The sequence below is a fragment of the Maridesulfovibrio salinus genome, assembly GCF_055394525.1.
In genome coordinates this window covers 2,024,476-2,042,500 of record NZ_AP042461.1, presented here as the reverse complement: position 1 = coordinate 2,042,500, position 18,025 = coordinate 2,024,476, and the positions used below count along the sequence as shown (strand labels likewise).

Here is an 18,025-nt window from a genome sequence, read left to right as displayed (position 1 = left end):
GCATCCGCGGTACTGGCTTACTACTCCGCCGAACTTCTTGAACTTAAGTTTGCATACTGGGCCGCTCTTTCGGCTGTCATCGTTATGCAGATTAACGTGGCAGATTCGATCAAGATGTGCTGGTACCGCTTTTCTGGCACTGCTATCGGCGCATTCATAGGCATCATGTGCATGCTTGTTTTCCCGCCCACCCAACAGATGACCGTGCTGGCCCTATTTGTATCAGTTGCTTTCTGCGCCTACATGACCAAATATAACAACCGTTACAAGATGGCGGCAATCACGACAACCATAGTGATACTGGCAAGCATGGGAGAACCTGACCGTATTGAGTTCGGTTTATTCCGTGTGGTGGAGATAGCCATAGGTGTAGCGAGTGCGTTTCTGGTCAATATCATTGTCTGGCCTATGCGCGCGGCAGAGGCTTTGAAAGAAGACCTCTTCAAACAATTCGAAGAGTGTGCAGATAATTATGAAACATTGATGGACTGCTTCCTTCATGAACAAACCGGCCTCTCACCAAGTTTACTGGACTCCACCAACGCGCGAATGGCGAAAAACCGTGAAATCTACTCCAAAGTTCTTCGGTTGGAGAGCCTTCTTTATCTTGAAGATACAGAGCTTCTTGGAATGAAAGTTGAAATACTTGAAAAATGTGCTTCGCATCTAAGGTCTATGTTAAGCACTTTAAACAATGTAGATGGCGAAGGCTATGACATCATCATGAAAGGTGAACTGACCGAGCTCGCAAAGGTCACTTCCAAAGCCATGAAAGCAATTGGCTCAAAAAAAATTCCAGATGAAAAAAGCCTTCAGAACGCTCTTGAAACTGCTCAGAAAAGGTTAAAAACCCTGAGAGATGAAGGCGTGACAAGACGCTTTTATCTACAAAAACTAATCCAGTTCTTCGCATTTTACCACAGTGCTGAATCTATCTGTAAGGATATTCTACGTTATACCCGTGAAAGAAAACGCATAAAAAGAGACAAAAAAACAACTTCACCTTAAAGCCCCAGTAGATTCAACAGGAGAATGTCCGCTTCTGGTTTGTCGTGTTTATGGGTCATCAGCAGATCCGTTGCGCTCACGCTTTTGCCGTAATATCTCTTGTTGAAATCAGGACTGACCATAAAAGCTCCAGTTCTGTAAGCCATACCGCCGAACATACCGCCCTGGTAGACGAGGGCGAAAGCATTACCTTCATCATCAAATGATCCCCTATGGGAGCTATCGTTGATATAACCGATGGCTATGTCTGCCCCGAGCGAAAGATCAAGTTTACCATCAAGGGCTTCTTTGACAGCCCGGTCATTCATTAGAAAAACAATTACCGTCTTTCCGACAACTCCTCCCTGCAATCCAATATCGATACCGGCCATATTGAAAAAAGCCGGACCATTCCAGAATCCTGTATCATCCTTGACGCAGAGAACACCCGGCCCTCCTTCAGCCCCAACCATAAAAGCGGCCTTGTAGACATCAGGGAAAATGAAAACTCCCTTGGAAATTTCCAGCAGGTAATCAATGCTCGGACCATCTGTTGCATCCCTGACACGGTCGAGAGCGCATGCTGCCGAATCCACAATCTGCTGAGTAGTGGAATTTGAAATGCTGACACATGGACTTCCGGTTGCCTTCTTAAACGAATTACATGAACTCGCCATTAGCAGGGCCACTGATATCAATAACAGAATCTTTAACTTGTTCATGGCTCTCATACTAAACGAATCAATCTCTTACCGGCAACCGCAATCTGTATGCCCTTATCCCAAACGGCAACACCCAAACAGCGTAATTTATATCTTATCAACATCCTGAGTATAAGCCTAAATTTCCTTTTTGACAGAATTGATCGATCATAATTTATATATTGTTTCATTCAATATCCTTCTTTGAAAACAAATTTTGGAATGATAAAAAATGTCATGACACTTTGCAGGAAAAAATGTTTACTGCAGCTGAACACAACAAAACATTCAAAGGAAAAAAATGTCTACGCTCCTAAAACCATATAACGAGCGCATGATGGAAGTTCTACTCCATATTCAGCGCAATCTTGACGGAGATCTTTCGCCTGAAACACTTGCTGAACTGGCATGTTTTTCTGTGGCCCACTTCCATCGAACATTCAAGTGGACGGTCGGGGAAAATCTCAAAGAACATGTCCGCCGTCTACGTCTTGAAAGATCTGCCTATGAACTTTCGTACACGGAAAAAACAGTAACGGAAATTGCTTTGAACGCATGTTTCGAATCACCGGAAACTTTCAGCAGGGCTTTCAAAAAAAAATTCAAGGTTCCACCCAGCGAATACAGAAAAAGATCCAGGGAAATGGTCAGCCCTGACGGCAACGGTAAAATCCATTACAGCCCCGATCCCAATATCAGAGGATTCAAGCTGGATGACTCACCGCTCAAATGCGAAGTTGAGGTACGCCAGCGGGATGAGACAAAAGTCGCTTTCATAAGGCATGTCGGTTCATATTTCGATGTAGGGAAGGCATGGGATAAACTGTGCTCATGGGGTTTCAGCAACAACCTTCTTAATGATGACACTGAATTTCTGGGACTCTGCTACGATGATCCAGAAATCACCCCTGAGGGTAGAATCCGTTATGACGCATGCATTTCAGTCACGCAAGAAATAGAGCCGCATCCTGAGATAGGAACGCAAATAGTCCCGGGTGGAAAATATGCGGTCACCACACATTACGGAGCCTATGCAGGCCTGCTCGACACCTACCGGGAGCTATACGGAAAGTGGCTCCCGAACAGCGGCTATCAGGTAGTAAACAGCATCGCATCTTTTGAAAAGTATATTACTACATCGGATGACATGGAATCCGATGATCTGGTGACAGAAATATGGTTGGGGATTTACGGACCAGTAACCTAATAAACGGAGTAACAAAGAATGGAAGTACAGATCTGGAATTTAGATCCGGCTAAACTCGCATACGTCGAACATGTCGGCCCCTATGCAGAAGTTGAAAAAGCATGGGAAAAACTATGCGGTTGGGCTGCTCCGGCAGGTCTTTTTGATGGGAAGACCAGATTCTACGGTATGTATTATGATGACCCGTCCAAAGTCGCCCCTGAAAAACTTCGTTCAGAAGCAATCATTACCGTGGAAAAAGAAATGGGCGCCCCCGCTGAAGTACAATTCAAGGACTTTCCCGGAGGTAAATACGCCGTAGCGGTTCATCTCGGACCTTATGACAAGCTTGTTGACTCATGGACTGATTTTTATGAGAACTGGCTTCCCAAAAGCGGATATGAATACGAGGATTCCCCCTGCCTTGAGCAATATATGAACGACCCGACCAATACCCGCCCGGAACATTTGGTTACCCTTCTGCTCATGCCGCTCAAGTAAGAGCTTTTGAGGCTGTTGATTTCAACTCTGCTTTAAAACCGGAACGCCCCGGCCTTCCTGTAGGAACCGGGGCGTTTTTCATGATCTATCTGAGACCTACAATTAATATTTTATTCTCCATCATCATCGGAATCCATAACCGTTTCCCTTTTTCATCCAGATAAAAATCAGCCGGGCCGCCTATTTTTTCTCCCAGATTAAGAACAGAAGATTCTCCGCTTTCAATATTCTGGCGGATCAGAACACCTTTCTTTCCAAAATCCACCCAATCGGAAAAGATAATTTCGCCTTCATGATAAACCATTCCGTCATAAAAGCCTCTTCCGGGATTGATCCTTTCAAAGCTGAATTTATTGTTTTCAATGCGCCCACTTCCGACAATTCCATTTGGTTTATGATCCTTGCCGAATGAGCAGAAATAAATTGTTTCGGTCTTTGAATCAAAGGAAAGCCCGTTCGGGCCGAAAAGATCTGAGTCACATTCCACTTTCTTATACCCGGGTGAGGCAGAGGTATCCACCATGTAAAGTGACCCGGTATCCATTGCGGAAATAAGCAACATTTCATCGTCCATCAGAGTTATCCCGTTCAGAAATGAAGTTCCCTCAGATGAGAAATCCAGATCAAATACCTTTCTGCCGTCGGCAAGGTTAAATCCCTTAAGCCGGTCAATATCATTTACATAAAGGACACCTTTTAGAACGACCATTCCTTTGGGGGCATCAAGTCCGCTGATAAAACGGCGCTCAATAATTCCGCCTTCACTTGTAAGCTTTGAAATATAACCGTCTCCGTCACGGTCCATAGGCTTGAGTTTTTCCCCTACGTTGGAAACATAAAAGAATGTTCCATCCGAGGTGACACTCTCCGGAGCGGAAAAGCCCTCAACTTTGACAGTTTCAGCATTACAGGCGGCAAGTTGTATGGATATGAAGAAAACAACCAGAATTGATAAATAATTACGCATGAATTCCTCCTTTGGTATGGAGTGAAACTAGCGTAGAACAATCCTGATATCTTTCGGCTACAGGCCAGATTTTGTCGGATTCAGTTCAGATCGATATTGTAGGGGTGTCATCCCGTATCTCTCACGGAAAAGACTGCTGAAATGAGACAGGCTCTCATAGCCTGATTCAAAAGAAATTTCCGTAATATTTTTACGGGAGTTCCGGATAAGCTGGGCAGCCCACGAAAGCCTGCGCTCTCTGATCCATTTTGCGGGGGTGGTATTGAACGTCCTGCGAAATTCGCGTTTAAAAGTGGATAGGCTCCTACCGGAAAGTTCAGCCATATCTTCGAGGCTTATGTTTTTATTGAAATATTCTTCAACCACCGCAGCTATATCACCCCTGCTCTCATTGCTGCAGGAATGCAGAAAAGAAACAAAGTCTCTATTTTCTTCGCAAGCACATAAATAATGCAGAAGTTCCTGAACCTTCAGCCGAAGAAAATCATCATCCCTCCTGAGCGAGGAATTAAATAGCTCAACCATCGAAGCCACAAAAATTCTTATGGGATCACTCACAGTAATCGAAAATACAGATTTATTAGAAGGCCGGACAGACTCATCCCCACCCAACCGGCTTACGAAGCCTGAAAACATGGAATCATTGAAAAAGAAAAGGACAGTATCAAAGGACCCGCCACCTTTGGGAATCATTTCGGACATGAGGTGACATCCCTTGCGGCAGAAGAAGGCATCCCCTTTGTTCAGGACAATATCCCCATCCGCAGAATGAATATACTTGGTTCCTTCAAGCACAAAAACCAGTGAATGCCGGGAAACACAGACTTCATGCCGAATCTCGGACTCATGGCTGCGAAATTGGACAAAGGTTATCCCGTTCAAATCGATACTGGGAATTTCAGAAGAAGTGCTGATCTGGCGGGGAATGCTGAGCATATCAATAAAAAGGGCCGCACGAGGCGGCCCGTTATAAACTAGAATTCAAGATGTTTCGGAGTTCTGGGGAAAGGAATCACGTCACGAATGTTGGTAACACCGGTCAGCAACATGAGCATACGCTCAAAACCCATCCCGAAACCGGAATGCGGGGCGGATCCGAAACGGCGGCTGTCCAGATACCACCAGTAATCCTCTGATTCCATACCGGTTTCTTCAATCCTGCTCTCCAGCACGTCCAGACGTTCTTCACGCTGGGAACCGCCAACCAGTTCTCCGATTCTGGGAACAAGCAGATCCATTGCGGCAACGGTCTTATCATCATCGTTAACCCGCATGTAGAATGGCTTGATCTCCTTCGGGTAATCATAAACTATGACCGGTTTCTTAAAATGTTTCTCTGTAAGATACCTTTCGTGCTCAGTCTGAAGATCTTCACCGTACTCGGGCCAGAATTCGAATTTCTTAGCTTTCTTGCAACGCTGCAGCAGATTCACCGCGTCGGTGTAGGTAATACGCTCGAAATCATTATCAAGTGTATTGCGCAGAGTATCCATCAGAGTCTTGTCCACGAATTTTGCGAATAGTTCTATGTCATCGGCGCAGTTTTCAAGGATGTGGCTGATCAGAAATTTGACCATCTCCTCTCCGAGATCCATGTTGTCATTGAGATCAGCAAAGGCCACCTCGGGTTCAATCATCCAGAACTCGGCTGCATGACGGGGAGTATTGGATTTTTCAGCACGAAAAGTGGGACCGAAGGTGTAAACCTGTCCGAGGGAAAGAGCGTACATCTCTGCGGAAAGCTGTCCGGAAACGGTCAGATGGGCTTCTTTTCCGAAAAAATCATTCTCAAGCTGTTGCTCTTTTTTTCTGGTCAGTCCATCGTAGTCTAGAGAAGTAACCCGGAACATCTCTCCTGCACCCTCGCAGTCTGAACCGGTCACGATGGGTGTGTGAACGTAGAAAAACCCCTTGTCACGGAAAAATTTATGAATGGCGTAGGAGAGTTCTGAACGGATACGGAACATGGCACCGAACTTGTTGGTGCGGGGCCGCAGGTGGGCTATACCACGCAGGAATTCATCGCTGTGGCGTTTCTTCTGCAGCGGAAAAGTTTCGGGGTCGGCATAGCCGAGCATTTCAATGCCCTTACCGCGCACCTCCCATTTCTGCCCCTTGCCCGGAGACTCAACAAGTTCACCGGACACGGAAACAGATGCTCCGGTGGATATTTTTTCAAGTTCAGCTTCAATTTCAGGTGTATGGTCGATTATCACCTGCACATTTTTCAGGCAGGAGCCGTCATTAACCTCAAGAAACGAAAACCCTTTGCTGTCACGCTTGGTTCTAATCCAGCCTTTGACCAGAATCTCTGAGGCAGGGTTTTCCGCATTCAGAATGTCCTTAACGCATGTTCTTCTCATAAAAAGTCTCCAATCACTTCGTTTTGCAAAAGATGTAGCCGCAAGCGCATTAAATTTCAACCAACTTGTGTATCATTAATATATATAACACAACCCGCTTTACATCTTATGAATAATAATTAGCTTGTATCACATGCGAGGAATTCCCCGTTTTTGGCACGCTAAGCAATTGAATTTTAAATATTACGAAAAAAATGAAATTTATGCTTGCAATTATTAACAGTAATTATTACTACTAAGTCCAACGAAACGAGGAAACAATTAATTCACACATACGAACTGAACAAACTAAGGAGAAACAAAATGTCCAAGACTCTTGAAAATCTCAAAGCAGCATTCGCAGGCGAATCCCAGGCAAACCGTAAATACCTCGCATTCGCGGAAAAAGCAGAATCCGAAGGCAAACCCGGTGTAGCAAAACTTTTCCGTGCAGCAGCTGCAGCAGAAACAATTCATGCTCACGCACACCTGCGCTTGATGAAAGGAATCGGTTCTACCGAAGACAACCTCAAGGCTGCAATCTCAGGCGAAACCTATGAGTTTGAAAAAATGTATCCTGAAATGATGACCGAAGCCAAAGAAGAAGGCGAAAATGCAGTTCTGCGCTACTTCGGTTTTGCAAACGAAGCCGAAAAAGTTCATGCCGACCTTTACACCAAGGCTCTCGAAGCTGAGAATGATGTTTTTTCCGAAGCAGAGTTCTACATCTGTTCCGTCTGTGGCCACACTCAGGATGGCGAAGCAACTGAAAAATGCCCCATCTGTGGTGCTGCAGCCAAAGCTTACTCCAAAGTAGAATAGCCACCTATTTCCACACTCCCACCTCTGAAACCGCCCGCAAGTTTTCTTGCGGGCGGTTTGCTATTTCAAAGAAATAAAACTCACTCTGCCCGCACTGTAATTCAGGAACCCCGAACCGGCCATTGCTGCCGTATCAAGATAAAAATCAAAAAAAATTACAAATAAATTTTCCGGTGAAAAAGCCCATTGTGTGAATAACCCGGCGATAAACACGTGTCTGTCTACCCCGCTTAATATGCCGAGTCATCTGTTTCAGCATCAAACCCACATTTCGGTGATAATCCTCACATCAGGGTGGACGTTTCGGTTGAAGGTCTTATATAAAACATGCCGGTGAGTACGACCTGTTTCAGAGAGTTGCGCATCTGCAGCGACTGCGCTATCTTCGCCTGTTCAAAATAGATTGCAAAGGGGATTTCAATGGGATTCTTTTCTAAAGTAAAGAAATTGTGGACCAGTCCGGAAGACAGGGCTGATCAGGCACTTAAAGATTACCTCGGTGAGGATTACGAAGAAGAAAAAGAGGAACCGCAACCGGAAGCCAAACCGGAACCTGCCCCCGCTCCAGAACCGGAGCCGGAACCAGAATCCGCGCCGGAAGCCGGGGCAGCAGAGCCCGAAGAAAAACCTGAACCGAGAGAAGACCCGGAAGCTGTTGCAGAACCCGCGCCCGAGGAGACTCCTGAAGCTTCCACACCGGAAGCCACTGTTCAGAAAATCCCGGCTGAAGAACCTGCAGCTGAAGCTGTTGAAACTCCCGCATTCGAAGCCGCTACCGCACCAGAAGAAGCAGCGGCCGTTGAAAAAAATATTTCCGAAGAGCAGGAAGAACAGGTAATCAATGAGACATCCCCTGAGACAGTTGAAGAGGAAGTTTCCGAAGTCCCGGCTGAACCGGAGATATCTGTTACTCCGGAACCTGTATTAAAAGAAGAACCTGAGGCCGATCCGGAGCCCGTCACCGAACCCGAATTCGCACCGGAACCGGAAGTGGAAGCGGAAGCGGAGCCAGAACAGACTGCCGCCCGAACCTTACAGCCTGAACCTCAGGAAAAACCATCCGGCCCGACCATCCTTGAGCCTGTGATGCAGGTTGAGGACAAATCCGATGAAGACAAACCCCAGTGGCAGCGTGATCTGACCAAAGCCCTTCAGCAGGCCGAACCCCGTCTGTCCGTCTGGCTGGGCCTGATACTCGAAGGCATTGAAGAAGCCGGGGACGACCTCTGGGATCGTTTATCCTTCCTGCTTGATGCTCTTGAAGCACCCAAAAATGAAGCCGAAGATTTCATCAAACGCTTTCAGGACTGGCTTGAGGACATGGACTACGAGTATGTGGAGGAATTCCGCTCCGAACTCCAGTACCGCCTCGCCCTCGCCCTTGAGCTTGAAGATGAGGAAGATGAACGAAGCCGTCTGTTCATCAAGCTTTCCGAAGGCCTAAACAAGACCCGTGAACAGATTACCAAGCGCATTGACTCCATGCTCTCGAGCCACAGCGCATTTGATGAAGATTTCTGGGAAGAATTCGAAGAAATCCTGATCATGGCTGACGTAGGCTACGAAGCTTCCATGGAACTTGTGGAACGCATGAAAGAGCGCATCCGCAAATCCGGCGAAACCAATCCGGAAAATTTCAAGGACCTGCTCAGGGAAGAACTTGACGAAATTTTCAAGGTTCCCAGACGCATCAAGGCTTACAACCCGCCTGAAGTAGTTATGATGATCGGCGTTAACGGAGTAGGTAAAACCACCACCATCGCCAAACTTGCCCACCGCGCCCAGATGCAGGGCCGCAAGGTTCTGATAGTTGCGGGAGATACCTTCCGCGCCGCCGCCATCGGGCAGCTTGAAGTCTGGGCCCGCCGTGTGGGAGCAGGTTTCTACGCCAAGGAAGAAGGCTCCGATCCCGCGGCTGTAGCGTTTGAAGCCATCGACTACGCGGTCAAGAACGGCTACGACCTCATGCTGCTTGATACCGCCGGACGACTGCATACCAAGACCAACCTCATGGAAGAGCTGCACAAAATCCGCAGGGTCCTCGGCAAAAAGCATGACGAAGCACCGCACCGCAGTGTTCTGGTCATTGATGCCACCACCGGACAGAACGCCCTGTCCCAGACCAAACTCTTCAATGAATCCATCGGCGTGGACGAACTTATCCTGACCAAACTGGACGGAACTGCCAAAGGCGGAGTCATGATCGCTGTCACCATGCAGAACAAAATCCCCATCACCCACATCGGACTCGGTGAAAAGATGGAAGACTTGAGACCGTTCAATGGAGAGGATTTCGCGAAAGCACTGCTGTTGTCGTAAAATCTGAAAAGAAATTAATTAAAGAGAATCCCGTTCAGCTTATCAAGTTGAACGGGATTTTTTATCTTCTATAAAATAAAAACGGCAGTAAAAAACCAGACCTTATTTATAAATTGGGCTGAATTTATTTAATTTTGGTAATAAAAAACTACCACTCCGGCTCATAGACCGCCTCAAATCCGGGAAAAACAATCCTGCGGTGATGCAGATACATCAGCCCCTGCTCACCGCCGACACCGTAAAGAGGATCGCCCACTATGGGAAATCCCGCATAGGCAAGATGGGCACGAATCTGATGGCGCGCTCCTTTTGAAATGCGAACCTCCACAAGCGCAGTACCGTCATCAAAACCGCCGACCATCTCCACAAGACTCCAGCGCACGGGATCTGCATATTCCTTCAGCACCTTAGTACGTTTGCGGTCCGCTGTATCCAGCTTATTTTTCACTATAAAACCGCCGTCAGGGACTCCATGTACTTTGGCGTAATAAAATTTCTCCACATGCCCCGCATCTTCCTGTTCACGGAAACGGTTTTCGTTCTCCGCACCGAAAGCAATCAGCAGCAAGCCAGAGGTAAGCTTGTCCAGACGGTTGGCGAGAATAGCCTCTTTGCCGGGAAAAAGATCGGACAGGCACTCTTCAGCCGTGGGTTCACGGCTTCCGGCCACCCATGCCGAATGAATATCTGACGGCTTGTGAATAACAGCGTACTCGTCTTCCTCGCCCACAATAGATAAACGGGAAGCTATTTCCATGGAACAGGCCCGCTCTTCGGGTTCGAAAAAAGTTACCACCGCACCGGAGAAAACCTTGAATCCGGTCTTGCGGGTCTTGCCGTTTACCAGCACATAACCGTTTTCAATCAACCTTCTTCGCTCACGCAGTCCACTTTCAGGGAGCAGCTCCAGCATGAACTTGTCAAGGCGGGCCCCTTCACTGGCACTCGATACTGTTTTTGATCCGATTTCTTTCAATTTTTCTTCATCCACATCTGTTAACAGACATACGTGGCTCAAGAGTGAGCCGGGCTTTACGCTTTAGGTAAAACAGCCTACAACTTCCGGGAGCAGTATCTAATAATAAAAATCAGACTGACCGTACACAGGCAACACAGGCCTGTACAACCCGGCAGCATCATTCAAACATTCAATTCCAGAGAGGGACATGCCATGAACTTCAAGGGTTGTATTTTCATCCTCGCCGCCGCCGTCATGTGGGGACTTATAGGTCCCATTTCAAAATTCCCCATCGCCCAGGGAGTGGCTCCGCTGGAAAACGCCTTCTGGCGCGCCATTTTTGCATGGATGCTTTTCAGTGTCCACGCCTGCCGCATCAGGGCAATAAAAATAGATCCTAAAGACCTGCCCCAGATCATAGGCTTCGGTCTGCTCGGTGTTACAATCTTCTACGGATCATATCAACTGGCGGTGGAAGACGTGGGCGCGGCACTGGCCTCGGTACTGCTCTATACTGCCCCGGCCTGGGTCGCCCTGATGTCCTGGCTCCTGCTGGGGGAAAGAATGGGAACCATCAAAATAGCCGCACTGGTAACCACCATCAGCGGAGTAATCTGCGTATCACTGGGGCCACAGATTTTCGGAACCGGCAACGGAATTGAATTCACATGGTTCGGGATAATCTGCGGCCTGACATCCGGTTTCACCTACGCCCTCTATTATATATATGGCAAAACCATCTTTTCCCGCTATACCACACCTACAATTTTTCTCTACGCACTGCCCATAGGCGCACTATGCCTCACCCCGTTTTTCGAGTTCACCCCCAAAACCGGGACCTCATGGCTGAGCATCATCGCGCTGGCGGTTATCTGCACCTACGGGGCATACTCCGTTTACTATGCCGGAATGAAATTTCTGGAACCCACCACCGCTTCGGTCATCGCCACCCTTGAACCAGTGGTTGCCGCCATTCTGGCATGGCTGTGGTGGAACGAAAGCTTTGACTGGACCGGATACCTCGGCAGTGCCATGATCATCTCCGCGGTGCTCATGATTGTTATGGAAAACAGGATCAGAATTTTTTTCCGAAAAACACAACCACAATCAATCTAGTGATATAAATATGCTCAAACAGGTTAAAGCTTCTGCCGGATCAGGCAAAACCTACGAACTTACAGCCCGTTTCCTGCAGCTCCTTGCCGGGGCTCAGGAAGAGGATTCCATTCCGGTCTGCAAATCTTCACAGGCCCGAGGCTACTGCTGGCCCGAAATCATGGCCGTTACCTTTACCAACAAGGCCGCCGCGGAAATGAAAGAACGGGTGGTCCGCTCCCTGAAAAACCGAGCGCTGGACATTCCCGGTGACGGTCTTGGATCCGACTGGTCCTCACGGGACGCTAAAAAACAGCTAATTCCGATCCTCCAGCGATACAACCGCCTGAATATCAGGACCATCGACAGCCTGCTCAATCTGCTGGTACGCATTTTCGCCCTTGAACTGGGGCTTAATCCGGAATTCGAACTCCTCTTTGATCCGTCCACCCTGTTCGAGCCTAACTTTAACAAATTCCTCGCCCAGTGCGAAGAAGGAGATGAAAAACGCAAAGAACTTATGGATGACGCGGTTGAAAGCCTGATCCTTAAAGAAGAAAAACAGGGATTCTGGCTGGCTGAACAGATGCGTGCACGTCTTATCGCTATTCTTGAATACCTCATCGACCACCCCGCCGAACGTCTAACCGATCAGGAGGAGATAGCCGGACTGCTGCAGGGCGAATTCGATAAATTCCAGAATGCGGTCAGAGCCATGCAGAAGATGATCGAAACCGACAAAATCGCGGCTTCTTCGCACCTTAAAAAATATCTGGAACACGCCGCCGGACTCGATTTCATGGGTGAACCCAAAGACTCGGCAATGGTCGCCAAAGACAGCTTCGTGGACTGCGTCAATAAGAAGTCCAAAGAAGAAATCGGCTCCTACCATGAAAAAATCTACGCCGACCTGAAGGCGGCCCACGAAAACTACCGTGACCGGACAATGATCATCCGTGGGGCTTATGCTCTGGCTCCTTTTGTACGCATTGTCGAAGAAATCAGGGCTGATATAATTGAATACCAGACCCGCAACGGAATGCTTCTCAGTGCTGACCTGCCCAAGGTGGCAAGCTTTGTCCTTGAAGGCGGAAGCGCACTGCCGGACGCCTTCTGTCGCATGGGCTCTCGTTTGCACCACCTCCTGATCGATGAATTTCAGGACACCAGCATAGCCCAGTGGCAGGCCATGATTCCACTTGCAATAGAATGCCTGTCCAAAAGGGGCAGCCTTTTCTATGTAGGGGACGTAAAGCAGGCCATCTACAGTTGGAGGGGCGGATGCTCGGAACTTTTCGATGAGGTCGGGCAGGACCCGGACCTTTTCAACCTATCCGAGTTTACTCCCGGAAACCTCGAATACAACTGGCGCAGTCTTGAACATGTAATCGGCTTCAATAACAGTTTTTTTGACAAACTAGCCGACTACGATCTCGCACTGGAGCTTGCCGAAAAGCTCTACCCCAATGCGCCGGAGGAAGAGCAGATAAATCTGGGCCGGAAAATCTCAAATTCTTTTGAAAAGGCCACCCAGCAACTGCCGCCGGGGCAGAACCGTGATGGCGGTTACGTACGCCTTCAGAAAATTTTTGCCGCCACTTCTCCTGAAATAGTAGAGGAAACACACCGCAATTTCGACCTGCTGATGGATGAACTTACCGCCAGACGCGAATATCGTGATATCTGCGTGCTAGTGCGTTCAAATACACACGCGCAACTGATCTGCGACTGGCTGGTTGAAAAATCCATCCCCGTAATCACCGAGAACAGCCTTCAGCTTGATCGCCACCCGGTGGTCCGCCAGATGGTTTCTCTGCTTAAGTTTCTCGACTATCCTCAGGACGATCTCGCCTTTCTGGAGTTCATCTGCGGCGCGGAAATCTTCGGAACCATCTCGGGGATATCACGCGAGGACATGTTTAAATGGCTCTCCGAACGGGATAAAGGACCGCTCTACCGCCGTTTTTCGGAGCAGTATCCGGAATTCTGGAAAAAACACATATCACCTTTCCTTCGTAAATCCGGCCTGATGACACCTTACGACCTTGCCAGTGAAATGGTCTCTAGATTCCGGCTGATTGAAAGCAACCCCAGAGATGAACTTTATATCCGGAGGTTTCTGGAAGTAATCCATCTTGCCGAGGAAAAACGAGGAACATCACTGGCCGCCTTTCTGGACTTCTGGGAACTTTCATCGACAGAAGAGAAAGTCCCCCTCCCGGAATCAGTCAACGCGGTACGGATCATGACCATCCACAAATCCAAGGGGCTGGAATTTCCGGTCATCATCGTGCCCTTTCACAACTGGTCCGTATCCGGTCCCGATACAGATTTCACCGATATCGAAATCGGCGGTAAAAAAATGCTGACCACCATGAACAGCGCCCTCGGTGATGTCTATTACGAAAACCGTACCCGCATGTTCACCGAGCAGCTCAACCTGCTCTATGTGGCCTGGACCCGTGCCGGGGAGGAGCTCTACGGTTTCCTTCCCTCGGAAAAAATCAAGGGAGTCTCCCCCGCTCTTGCAGCCATTGAAGTGATTCTGGCGGATAAATTCACCGAACTCGGCACTCTTGAATACGGAACAGAACCGCCCGCCCCGGATGAATCCGAAGCTGAAGTTACAGCAGATCCCGCTAGACTTACGGGCAGCGCCGATGAGTGCGAAGCAAACGGAGATGAGCTTGACTCTCCGGAACTGATGGGCTGGCTGCCGAGATTGAGGGTCTATCGCCATAACCTTGAAGATTATTCTTATGATGCCCGCATGCGCGGAGAACTGGCCCATAACGCCATGGAAAACCTGATCCTCACCGGTGACGATGAGACAGACTGCCTTCGCAGTGCCGAGGCTTCGTTTGCCAGATTCCCGGCTGTAACCGAGGAACGGGACGTGCTTGTTCCGGAAGTTACGGCTATGGGAGTATGGGCTCTGTCCGTTCCTGAGGTACGCAGTGCCATCGAACACGGCAGACCGGAAGTGGCGATCATGGACAAACAGGGCGAAACACATCGAGCGGACCTGCTTCTTCTGGATGAGGATCAGGCTCTTGTGGTGGAATACAAGACTGGGCAGCCCAGTCCTGAAAATGAAAAACAGGTCAAAAGATATTTGAGGCTTCTGCGAGAGATGTACGGAGACAGTAAGAAATTAAAGGGAATACTGGTCTACCTTGATGGCAGGTTTACAAGAGAGGTGACCTTATGAGCAACCGCAATCCCATACGCATCATTTCATGGAAAGAAGATTTCATCGAAAAACTGGGTTCCATGATCATTGAAGAATCCGGTGGAGATCTGAGCAGGGTTACGGTCATAGTGCCTCACCACCGCCCGGCTCGCTATCTGAAGAAAACACTAGCCGCATCAGAGAATCTGCCCAAACCATGTATCCTGCCGGAGATTTATTCTTTCTCGGATTTCGTCTCCCGGTTGATGCCGAAACTGACCGGAGAATTTCCCCGCAGAATCGGTAAACTTGATCAGGTGGGTCTGCTGTTTGACATCATCGAAAAACTGCGGGGTGAATCAACAGGCATGCTTGCGAAAATGCCCGCCGACCTGCAACTGTTCTTTCCCTGGGGCACAAGACTGGCCTCACTTCTGGAAGAACTGCTCCGTCAGGACCTCAAGCCGCGCAACCTTAGCATGCTTCAGGGCGAAGTTCTGGAATGGGCCGCCGCACTGCTCGGGGAAATTGAAATAATCTATACCCGCTACCTTGAAGAACTGGATAAACGGGGCTGGACCACTTCAGGACTGGAAAGCAGAACACTTATCCACAATCTGGACCGCCTTGAAGGAATTCTGGGAAACAGAAAAATTTATCTGGCCGGATTCTACGGCATGAGCGGCGTGGAAGAGATATTCTTTCGCCATCTCTGGGAAGAAATAGGGCTGAACATAGTCTGGCACAGCGACCCTGCCCTTGCCGATGGGAACAGGGGACACTTTGCGGTCAAGGAACACCGCAACTGGTTACGGGACTGGAAAGCCGAAGCCGTCAGCGATGGCTGCATCGAAGGATGTCAGAATCTGCCGGAACTTAAATTCTTTGAAGGTTTTGACCGGCACTCACAGCTTGCCGCCATGCGTGAAGAGCTTTGTTCGAAAAAAGTGGAGGACTGCGCGGTCGTTCTGCCGGATACGTCCCTGCTTCTTCCGGTTATGCACCATCTGCCGGAACAGGATGTCAACATCAGCATGGGCTATCCCCTGGAACGTTCAGCATTGAACGGCCTGCTTCAGGCAGTGCTGAAACTTCAGGAAAACCGCAACCGCAACGACTATCACTGGAAAGACATCCTGACCCTGATCCGCCATCCCTACCTCAAAATGCTGGAAGTGGACGACGACCAGCCCCTGCGCACCATTTTCCACCAATGGGAGGAAGTACTGCGCAACGGAGCACCTTACGTACGCCCTTCGGACTTTGTACCGGTCTACAGTGATGAGAACGGCAACCTTGTGGAACATCCGGAAGTGACCGAAGAACTGCGGGAAGAAGTGGTCCGTATCTGCGTGGACGGTTTTAAAAACATAGAAACTCTCTGCGAGTTGGCCGACAGCCTGCAGGAACTGGCTGAAATGCTGCGCCAGCGAGGCGGAACCATCTGGAACCGCTACCTGCTGGATTCTGAATGCCTGTTCCGCCTGCTCAACGAAGTGGTACCCGAACTGCGTGAGAGTTCCATCAGCAATGAGATTTTCGGACAGAATCTATGCTTCGCCATTTTCCGCCAGCTCCTCTCGGCTCAGCGAGTTTCCTTTGAACCTGATCCCATCTCGGGCATGCAGGTTCTCGGTATGCTTGAAAGCCGCCTGCTGAACTTCAAGCGCACCTTCATTCTGGACACCGTGGATGAAAAACTTCCCGGAACCGATCCTTACGACCCGCTGCTGCCCGATCAGCTCCGCCACCTGCTAGACCTCCCTGATTCAAGGGAAAGGGAATCCGTTTCCACCTACAACTTCTACCGCCTGATAATGGGCAGTGAAGAGTCCTGCATCTTCTATCAGAGTGGAGTACAGCCCGGACTGCTGGATTCCAAAAGTGTGCGTTCAAGATTCGTGGAGCAGCTTCTCTGGGAGATTGAGCAGCAGCGCAAGGAAATAATAATCCCGGGTGAAGATTTTCCGCTTAAGGCAGTTAACTTTCCCGTGGGCGCAATCGTCAACTCGCCGCCCCCCATCCCGAAAGAACCCGTGGCTGACAAACTGCGCTCCATGCTCAAGAACAAGGGATTGTCCCCTTCCGCCATCGACTGCTATGTAGGCTGCCCGAAAAATTTCTTCTTCCGCTACCTTTCCAATGTAAGGGAAAGCGCGACAGTGGATCAGGACGGAGACCGCGCCGGATTCGGTGAACTAATTCATTCGGTGCTCAAGGATTTCCTGAGTCCTCATCTGGGCCGGGATATAAGCTCAAAAGAACTCGATGCCCAAGAGCTTAACGAGCTGTTCCTCTCCCGTCTTGAAAGAGACTCCCTATACCCTAACCTGCCTTATGACATCAAAAAATCACTGGCCCGTGCCGGACAGAACAGGCTTTCACTCTTCCTGAAAAATTTCAGGCCGACCTTGATTGCCGAACTTGAATGCGATTCCCGGGCTGTGATCGAAATGAATGATTTTCCGGTCCACATCAACGGTCGCATTGACCGTGTGGACCGCCGGGGCGGTGAACGGTATATTCTTGATTACAAGACCGGTGGACTGCACCTGCCGAAAAAAGCATTCTGGAACGATGAGTCCATCTGGGGACCGGTTCTTGATGATCCGCAGGCCATGCATTTTGACGGGATTCCCCTTTTCGAGAAGATCAAGGCGGGAGCTGACAGCCTGCAACTGCCCGTCTACATGATGATGGACCATCATACTTCGGATGAACTCCCCCGGCAGGCCGCTCTGGTTGAACTGGTTAAAGAAGGACAGGAAAAAAGTCTGTTTGATTCAAAGATGAGTGATGAAGACCGTGAGGACATCATCGAAAGGAGAATTCCGGCCCTGACCGAACTCATAATCAGCAACATGCTCAAGGAAGAGCTTTTCCAGCCCATAAAATCCGGGCAATGCCAGTGGTGTCCATACCGAGAAGCCTGCGGAGCATAGCTCTGCAACCTATTAATGGGTCAAGAGTAATCT

13 protein-coding genes (1 of these 13 cut by a window edge) are annotated in these 18,025 nt (G+C 49.0%); 8 read left to right on the top strand and 5 right to left on the bottom strand.

Going from position 1 to position 18,025, the window contains the following annotated elements:
- Positions 1-1,008, top strand: the 3' portion of a protein-coding gene (locus ACZ5PW_RS09170) for an FUSC family protein (RefSeq protein WP_464560111.1). Its footprint begins 75 nt before the window's first position; the window shows 1,008 of its 1,083 coding nt (coding positions 76-1,083); its start codon lies off the left edge, out of view; its stop codon occupies positions 1,006-1,008.
- Here the strand turns inward: ACZ5PW_RS09170 and ACZ5PW_RS09165 are convergent.
- On the bottom strand, positions 1,005-1,664 hold the full coding sequence (locus ACZ5PW_RS09165; protein ID WP_464560109.1) for a lipid-binding SYLF domain-containing protein: 660 nt from the start codon (positions 1,662-1,664) through the stop codon (positions 1,005-1,007). The genes ACZ5PW_RS09170 and ACZ5PW_RS09165 overlap by 4 nt on opposite strands.
- Before the next feature lie 325 nt (positions 1,665-1,989).
- Here ACZ5PW_RS09165 and ACZ5PW_RS09160 point away from each other — a divergent pair, with 325 nt between their 5' ends.
- Complete coding sequence (locus ACZ5PW_RS09160) at positions 1,990-2,895, top strand: AraC family transcriptional regulator (protein ID WP_464560107.1); 906 nt, start codon at positions 1,990-1,992, stop codon at positions 2,893-2,895.
- 18 nt (positions 2,896-2,913) lie between these two features.
- Positions 2,914-3,375 (top strand): AraC family transcriptional regulator, encoded by a 462-nt coding sequence (locus ACZ5PW_RS09155; RefSeq protein WP_464560105.1) that lies wholly within the window; start codon positions 2,914-2,916, stop codon positions 3,373-3,375.
- A gap of 85 nt (positions 3,376-3,460) precedes the next feature.
- Here ACZ5PW_RS09155 and ACZ5PW_RS09150 read toward each other — a convergent pair whose 3' ends face one another.
- From ACZ5PW_RS09150 to asnS, 3 genes are read right to left on the bottom strand one after another with little or no spacing between them, the layout of a single operon-like run.
- Positions 3,461-4,342 carry an SMP-30/gluconolactonase/LRE family protein gene (locus tag ACZ5PW_RS09150; protein ID WP_464560103.1) on the bottom strand — a complete coding sequence of 294 codons (882 nt, stop codon included), beginning with the start codon at positions 4,340-4,342 and terminating at the stop codon, positions 3,461-3,463.
- A 57-nt stretch (positions 4,343-4,399) separates the two neighbouring features.
- Positions 4,400-5,278, bottom strand: a complete 879-nt coding sequence (locus tag ACZ5PW_RS09145; RefSeq protein WP_464560101.1) for a helix-turn-helix transcriptional regulator — start codon at positions 5,276-5,278, stop codon at positions 4,400-4,402.
- Positions 5,279-5,316: 38 nt separating this feature from the next.
- Positions 5,317-6,705, bottom strand: coding sequence for an asparagine--tRNA ligase (gene asnS, locus ACZ5PW_RS09140; RefSeq protein WP_464560099.1), 1,389 nt, complete (start codon positions 6,703-6,705; stop codon positions 5,317-5,319).
- Between the two features lie 303 nt (positions 6,706-7,008).
- On the opposite strand from asnS, the gene ACZ5PW_RS09135 reads away from it, so the two are divergent.
- Together ACZ5PW_RS09135 and ftsY are read left to right on the top strand one after the other, a co-directional pair.
- Positions 7,009-7,506, top strand: a complete 498-nt coding sequence (locus ACZ5PW_RS09135) for a rubrerythrin family protein (protein ID WP_464560097.1) — start codon at positions 7,009-7,011, stop codon at positions 7,504-7,506.
- A 717-nt stretch (positions 7,507-8,223) separates the two neighbouring features.
- Positions 8,224-9,825 carry a signal recognition particle-docking protein FtsY gene (gene ftsY / locus ACZ5PW_RS09130; RefSeq protein ID WP_464560385.1) on the top strand — a complete coding sequence of 534 codons (1,602 nt, stop codon included), beginning with the start codon at positions 8,224-8,226 and terminating at the stop codon, positions 9,823-9,825.
- A gap of 148 nt (positions 9,826-9,973) precedes the next feature.
- Here ftsY and ACZ5PW_RS09125 read toward each other — a convergent pair whose 3' ends face one another.
- Positions 9,974-10,801 carry a pseudouridine synthase gene (locus ACZ5PW_RS09125; RefSeq protein ID WP_464560095.1) on the bottom strand — a complete coding sequence of 276 codons (828 nt, stop codon included), beginning with the start codon at positions 10,799-10,801 and terminating at the stop codon, positions 9,974-9,976.
- A 195-nt stretch (positions 10,802-10,996) separates the two neighbouring features.
- Here ACZ5PW_RS09125 and ACZ5PW_RS09120 point away from each other — a divergent pair, with 195 nt between their 5' ends.
- From ACZ5PW_RS09120 to ACZ5PW_RS09110, 3 genes are read left to right on the top strand one after another with little or no spacing between them, the layout of a single operon-like run.
- Complete coding sequence (locus ACZ5PW_RS09120) at positions 10,997-11,899, top strand: DMT family transporter (protein WP_464560093.1); 903 nt, start codon at positions 10,997-10,999, stop codon at positions 11,897-11,899.
- Positions 11,900-11,909: 10 nt separating this feature from the next.
- Positions 11,910-15,089: a UvrD-helicase domain-containing protein gene (locus ACZ5PW_RS09115; RefSeq protein WP_464560091.1), complete on the top strand. Its 3,180-nt coding sequence runs from the start codon at positions 11,910-11,912 to the stop codon at positions 15,087-15,089.
- Positions 15,086-17,992 (top strand): PD-(D/E)XK nuclease family protein, encoded by a 2,907-nt coding sequence (locus ACZ5PW_RS09110; protein ID WP_464560089.1) that lies wholly within the window; start codon positions 15,086-15,088, stop codon positions 17,990-17,992. Before ACZ5PW_RS09115 ends, ACZ5PW_RS09110 begins: the two co-directional genes overlap by 4 nt.
- Positions 17,993-18,025: the final 33 nt, after the last annotated feature.

Bases quoted from the DNA above. Each gene is read 5' to 3' on its own strand.
- ACZ5PW_RS09135 (WP_464560097.1), top strand. From the start codon at position 7,009: ATGTCCAAGACTCTTGAAAATCTCAAAGCAGCATTCGCAGGCGAATCC.
- ACZ5PW_RS09110 (WP_464560089.1), top strand. From the start codon at position 15,086: ATGAGCAACCGCAATCCCATACGCATCATTTCATGGAAAGAAGATTTC.
- ACZ5PW_RS09155 (WP_464560105.1), top strand. From the start codon at position 2,914: ATGGAAGTACAGATCTGGAATTTAGATCCGGCTAAACTCGCATACGTC.
- ACZ5PW_RS09120 (WP_464560093.1), top strand. From the start codon at position 10,997: ATGAACTTCAAGGGTTGTATTTTCATCCTCGCCGCCGCCGTCATGTGG.
- ACZ5PW_RS09160 (WP_464560107.1), top strand. From the start codon at position 1,990: ATGTCTACGCTCCTAAAACCATATAACGAGCGCATGATGGAAGTTCTA.
- ACZ5PW_RS09145 (WP_464560101.1), bottom strand. From the start codon at position 5,278: ATGCTCAGCATTCCCCGCCAGATCAGCACTTCTTCTGAAATTCCCAGT.
- ACZ5PW_RS09150 (WP_464560103.1), bottom strand. From the start codon at position 4,342: ATGCGTAATTATTTATCAATTCTGGTTGTTTTCTTCATATCCATACAA.
- ACZ5PW_RS09115 (WP_464560091.1), top strand. From the start codon at position 11,910: ATGCTCAAACAGGTTAAAGCTTCTGCCGGATCAGGCAAAACCTACGAA.
- ACZ5PW_RS09165 (WP_464560109.1), bottom strand. From the start codon at position 1,664: ATGGCGAGTTCATGTAATTCGTTTAAGAAGGCAACCGGAAGTCCATGT.
- asnS (WP_464560099.1), bottom strand. From the start codon at position 6,705: ATGAGAAGAACATGCGTTAAGGACATTCTGAATGCGGAAAACCCTGCC.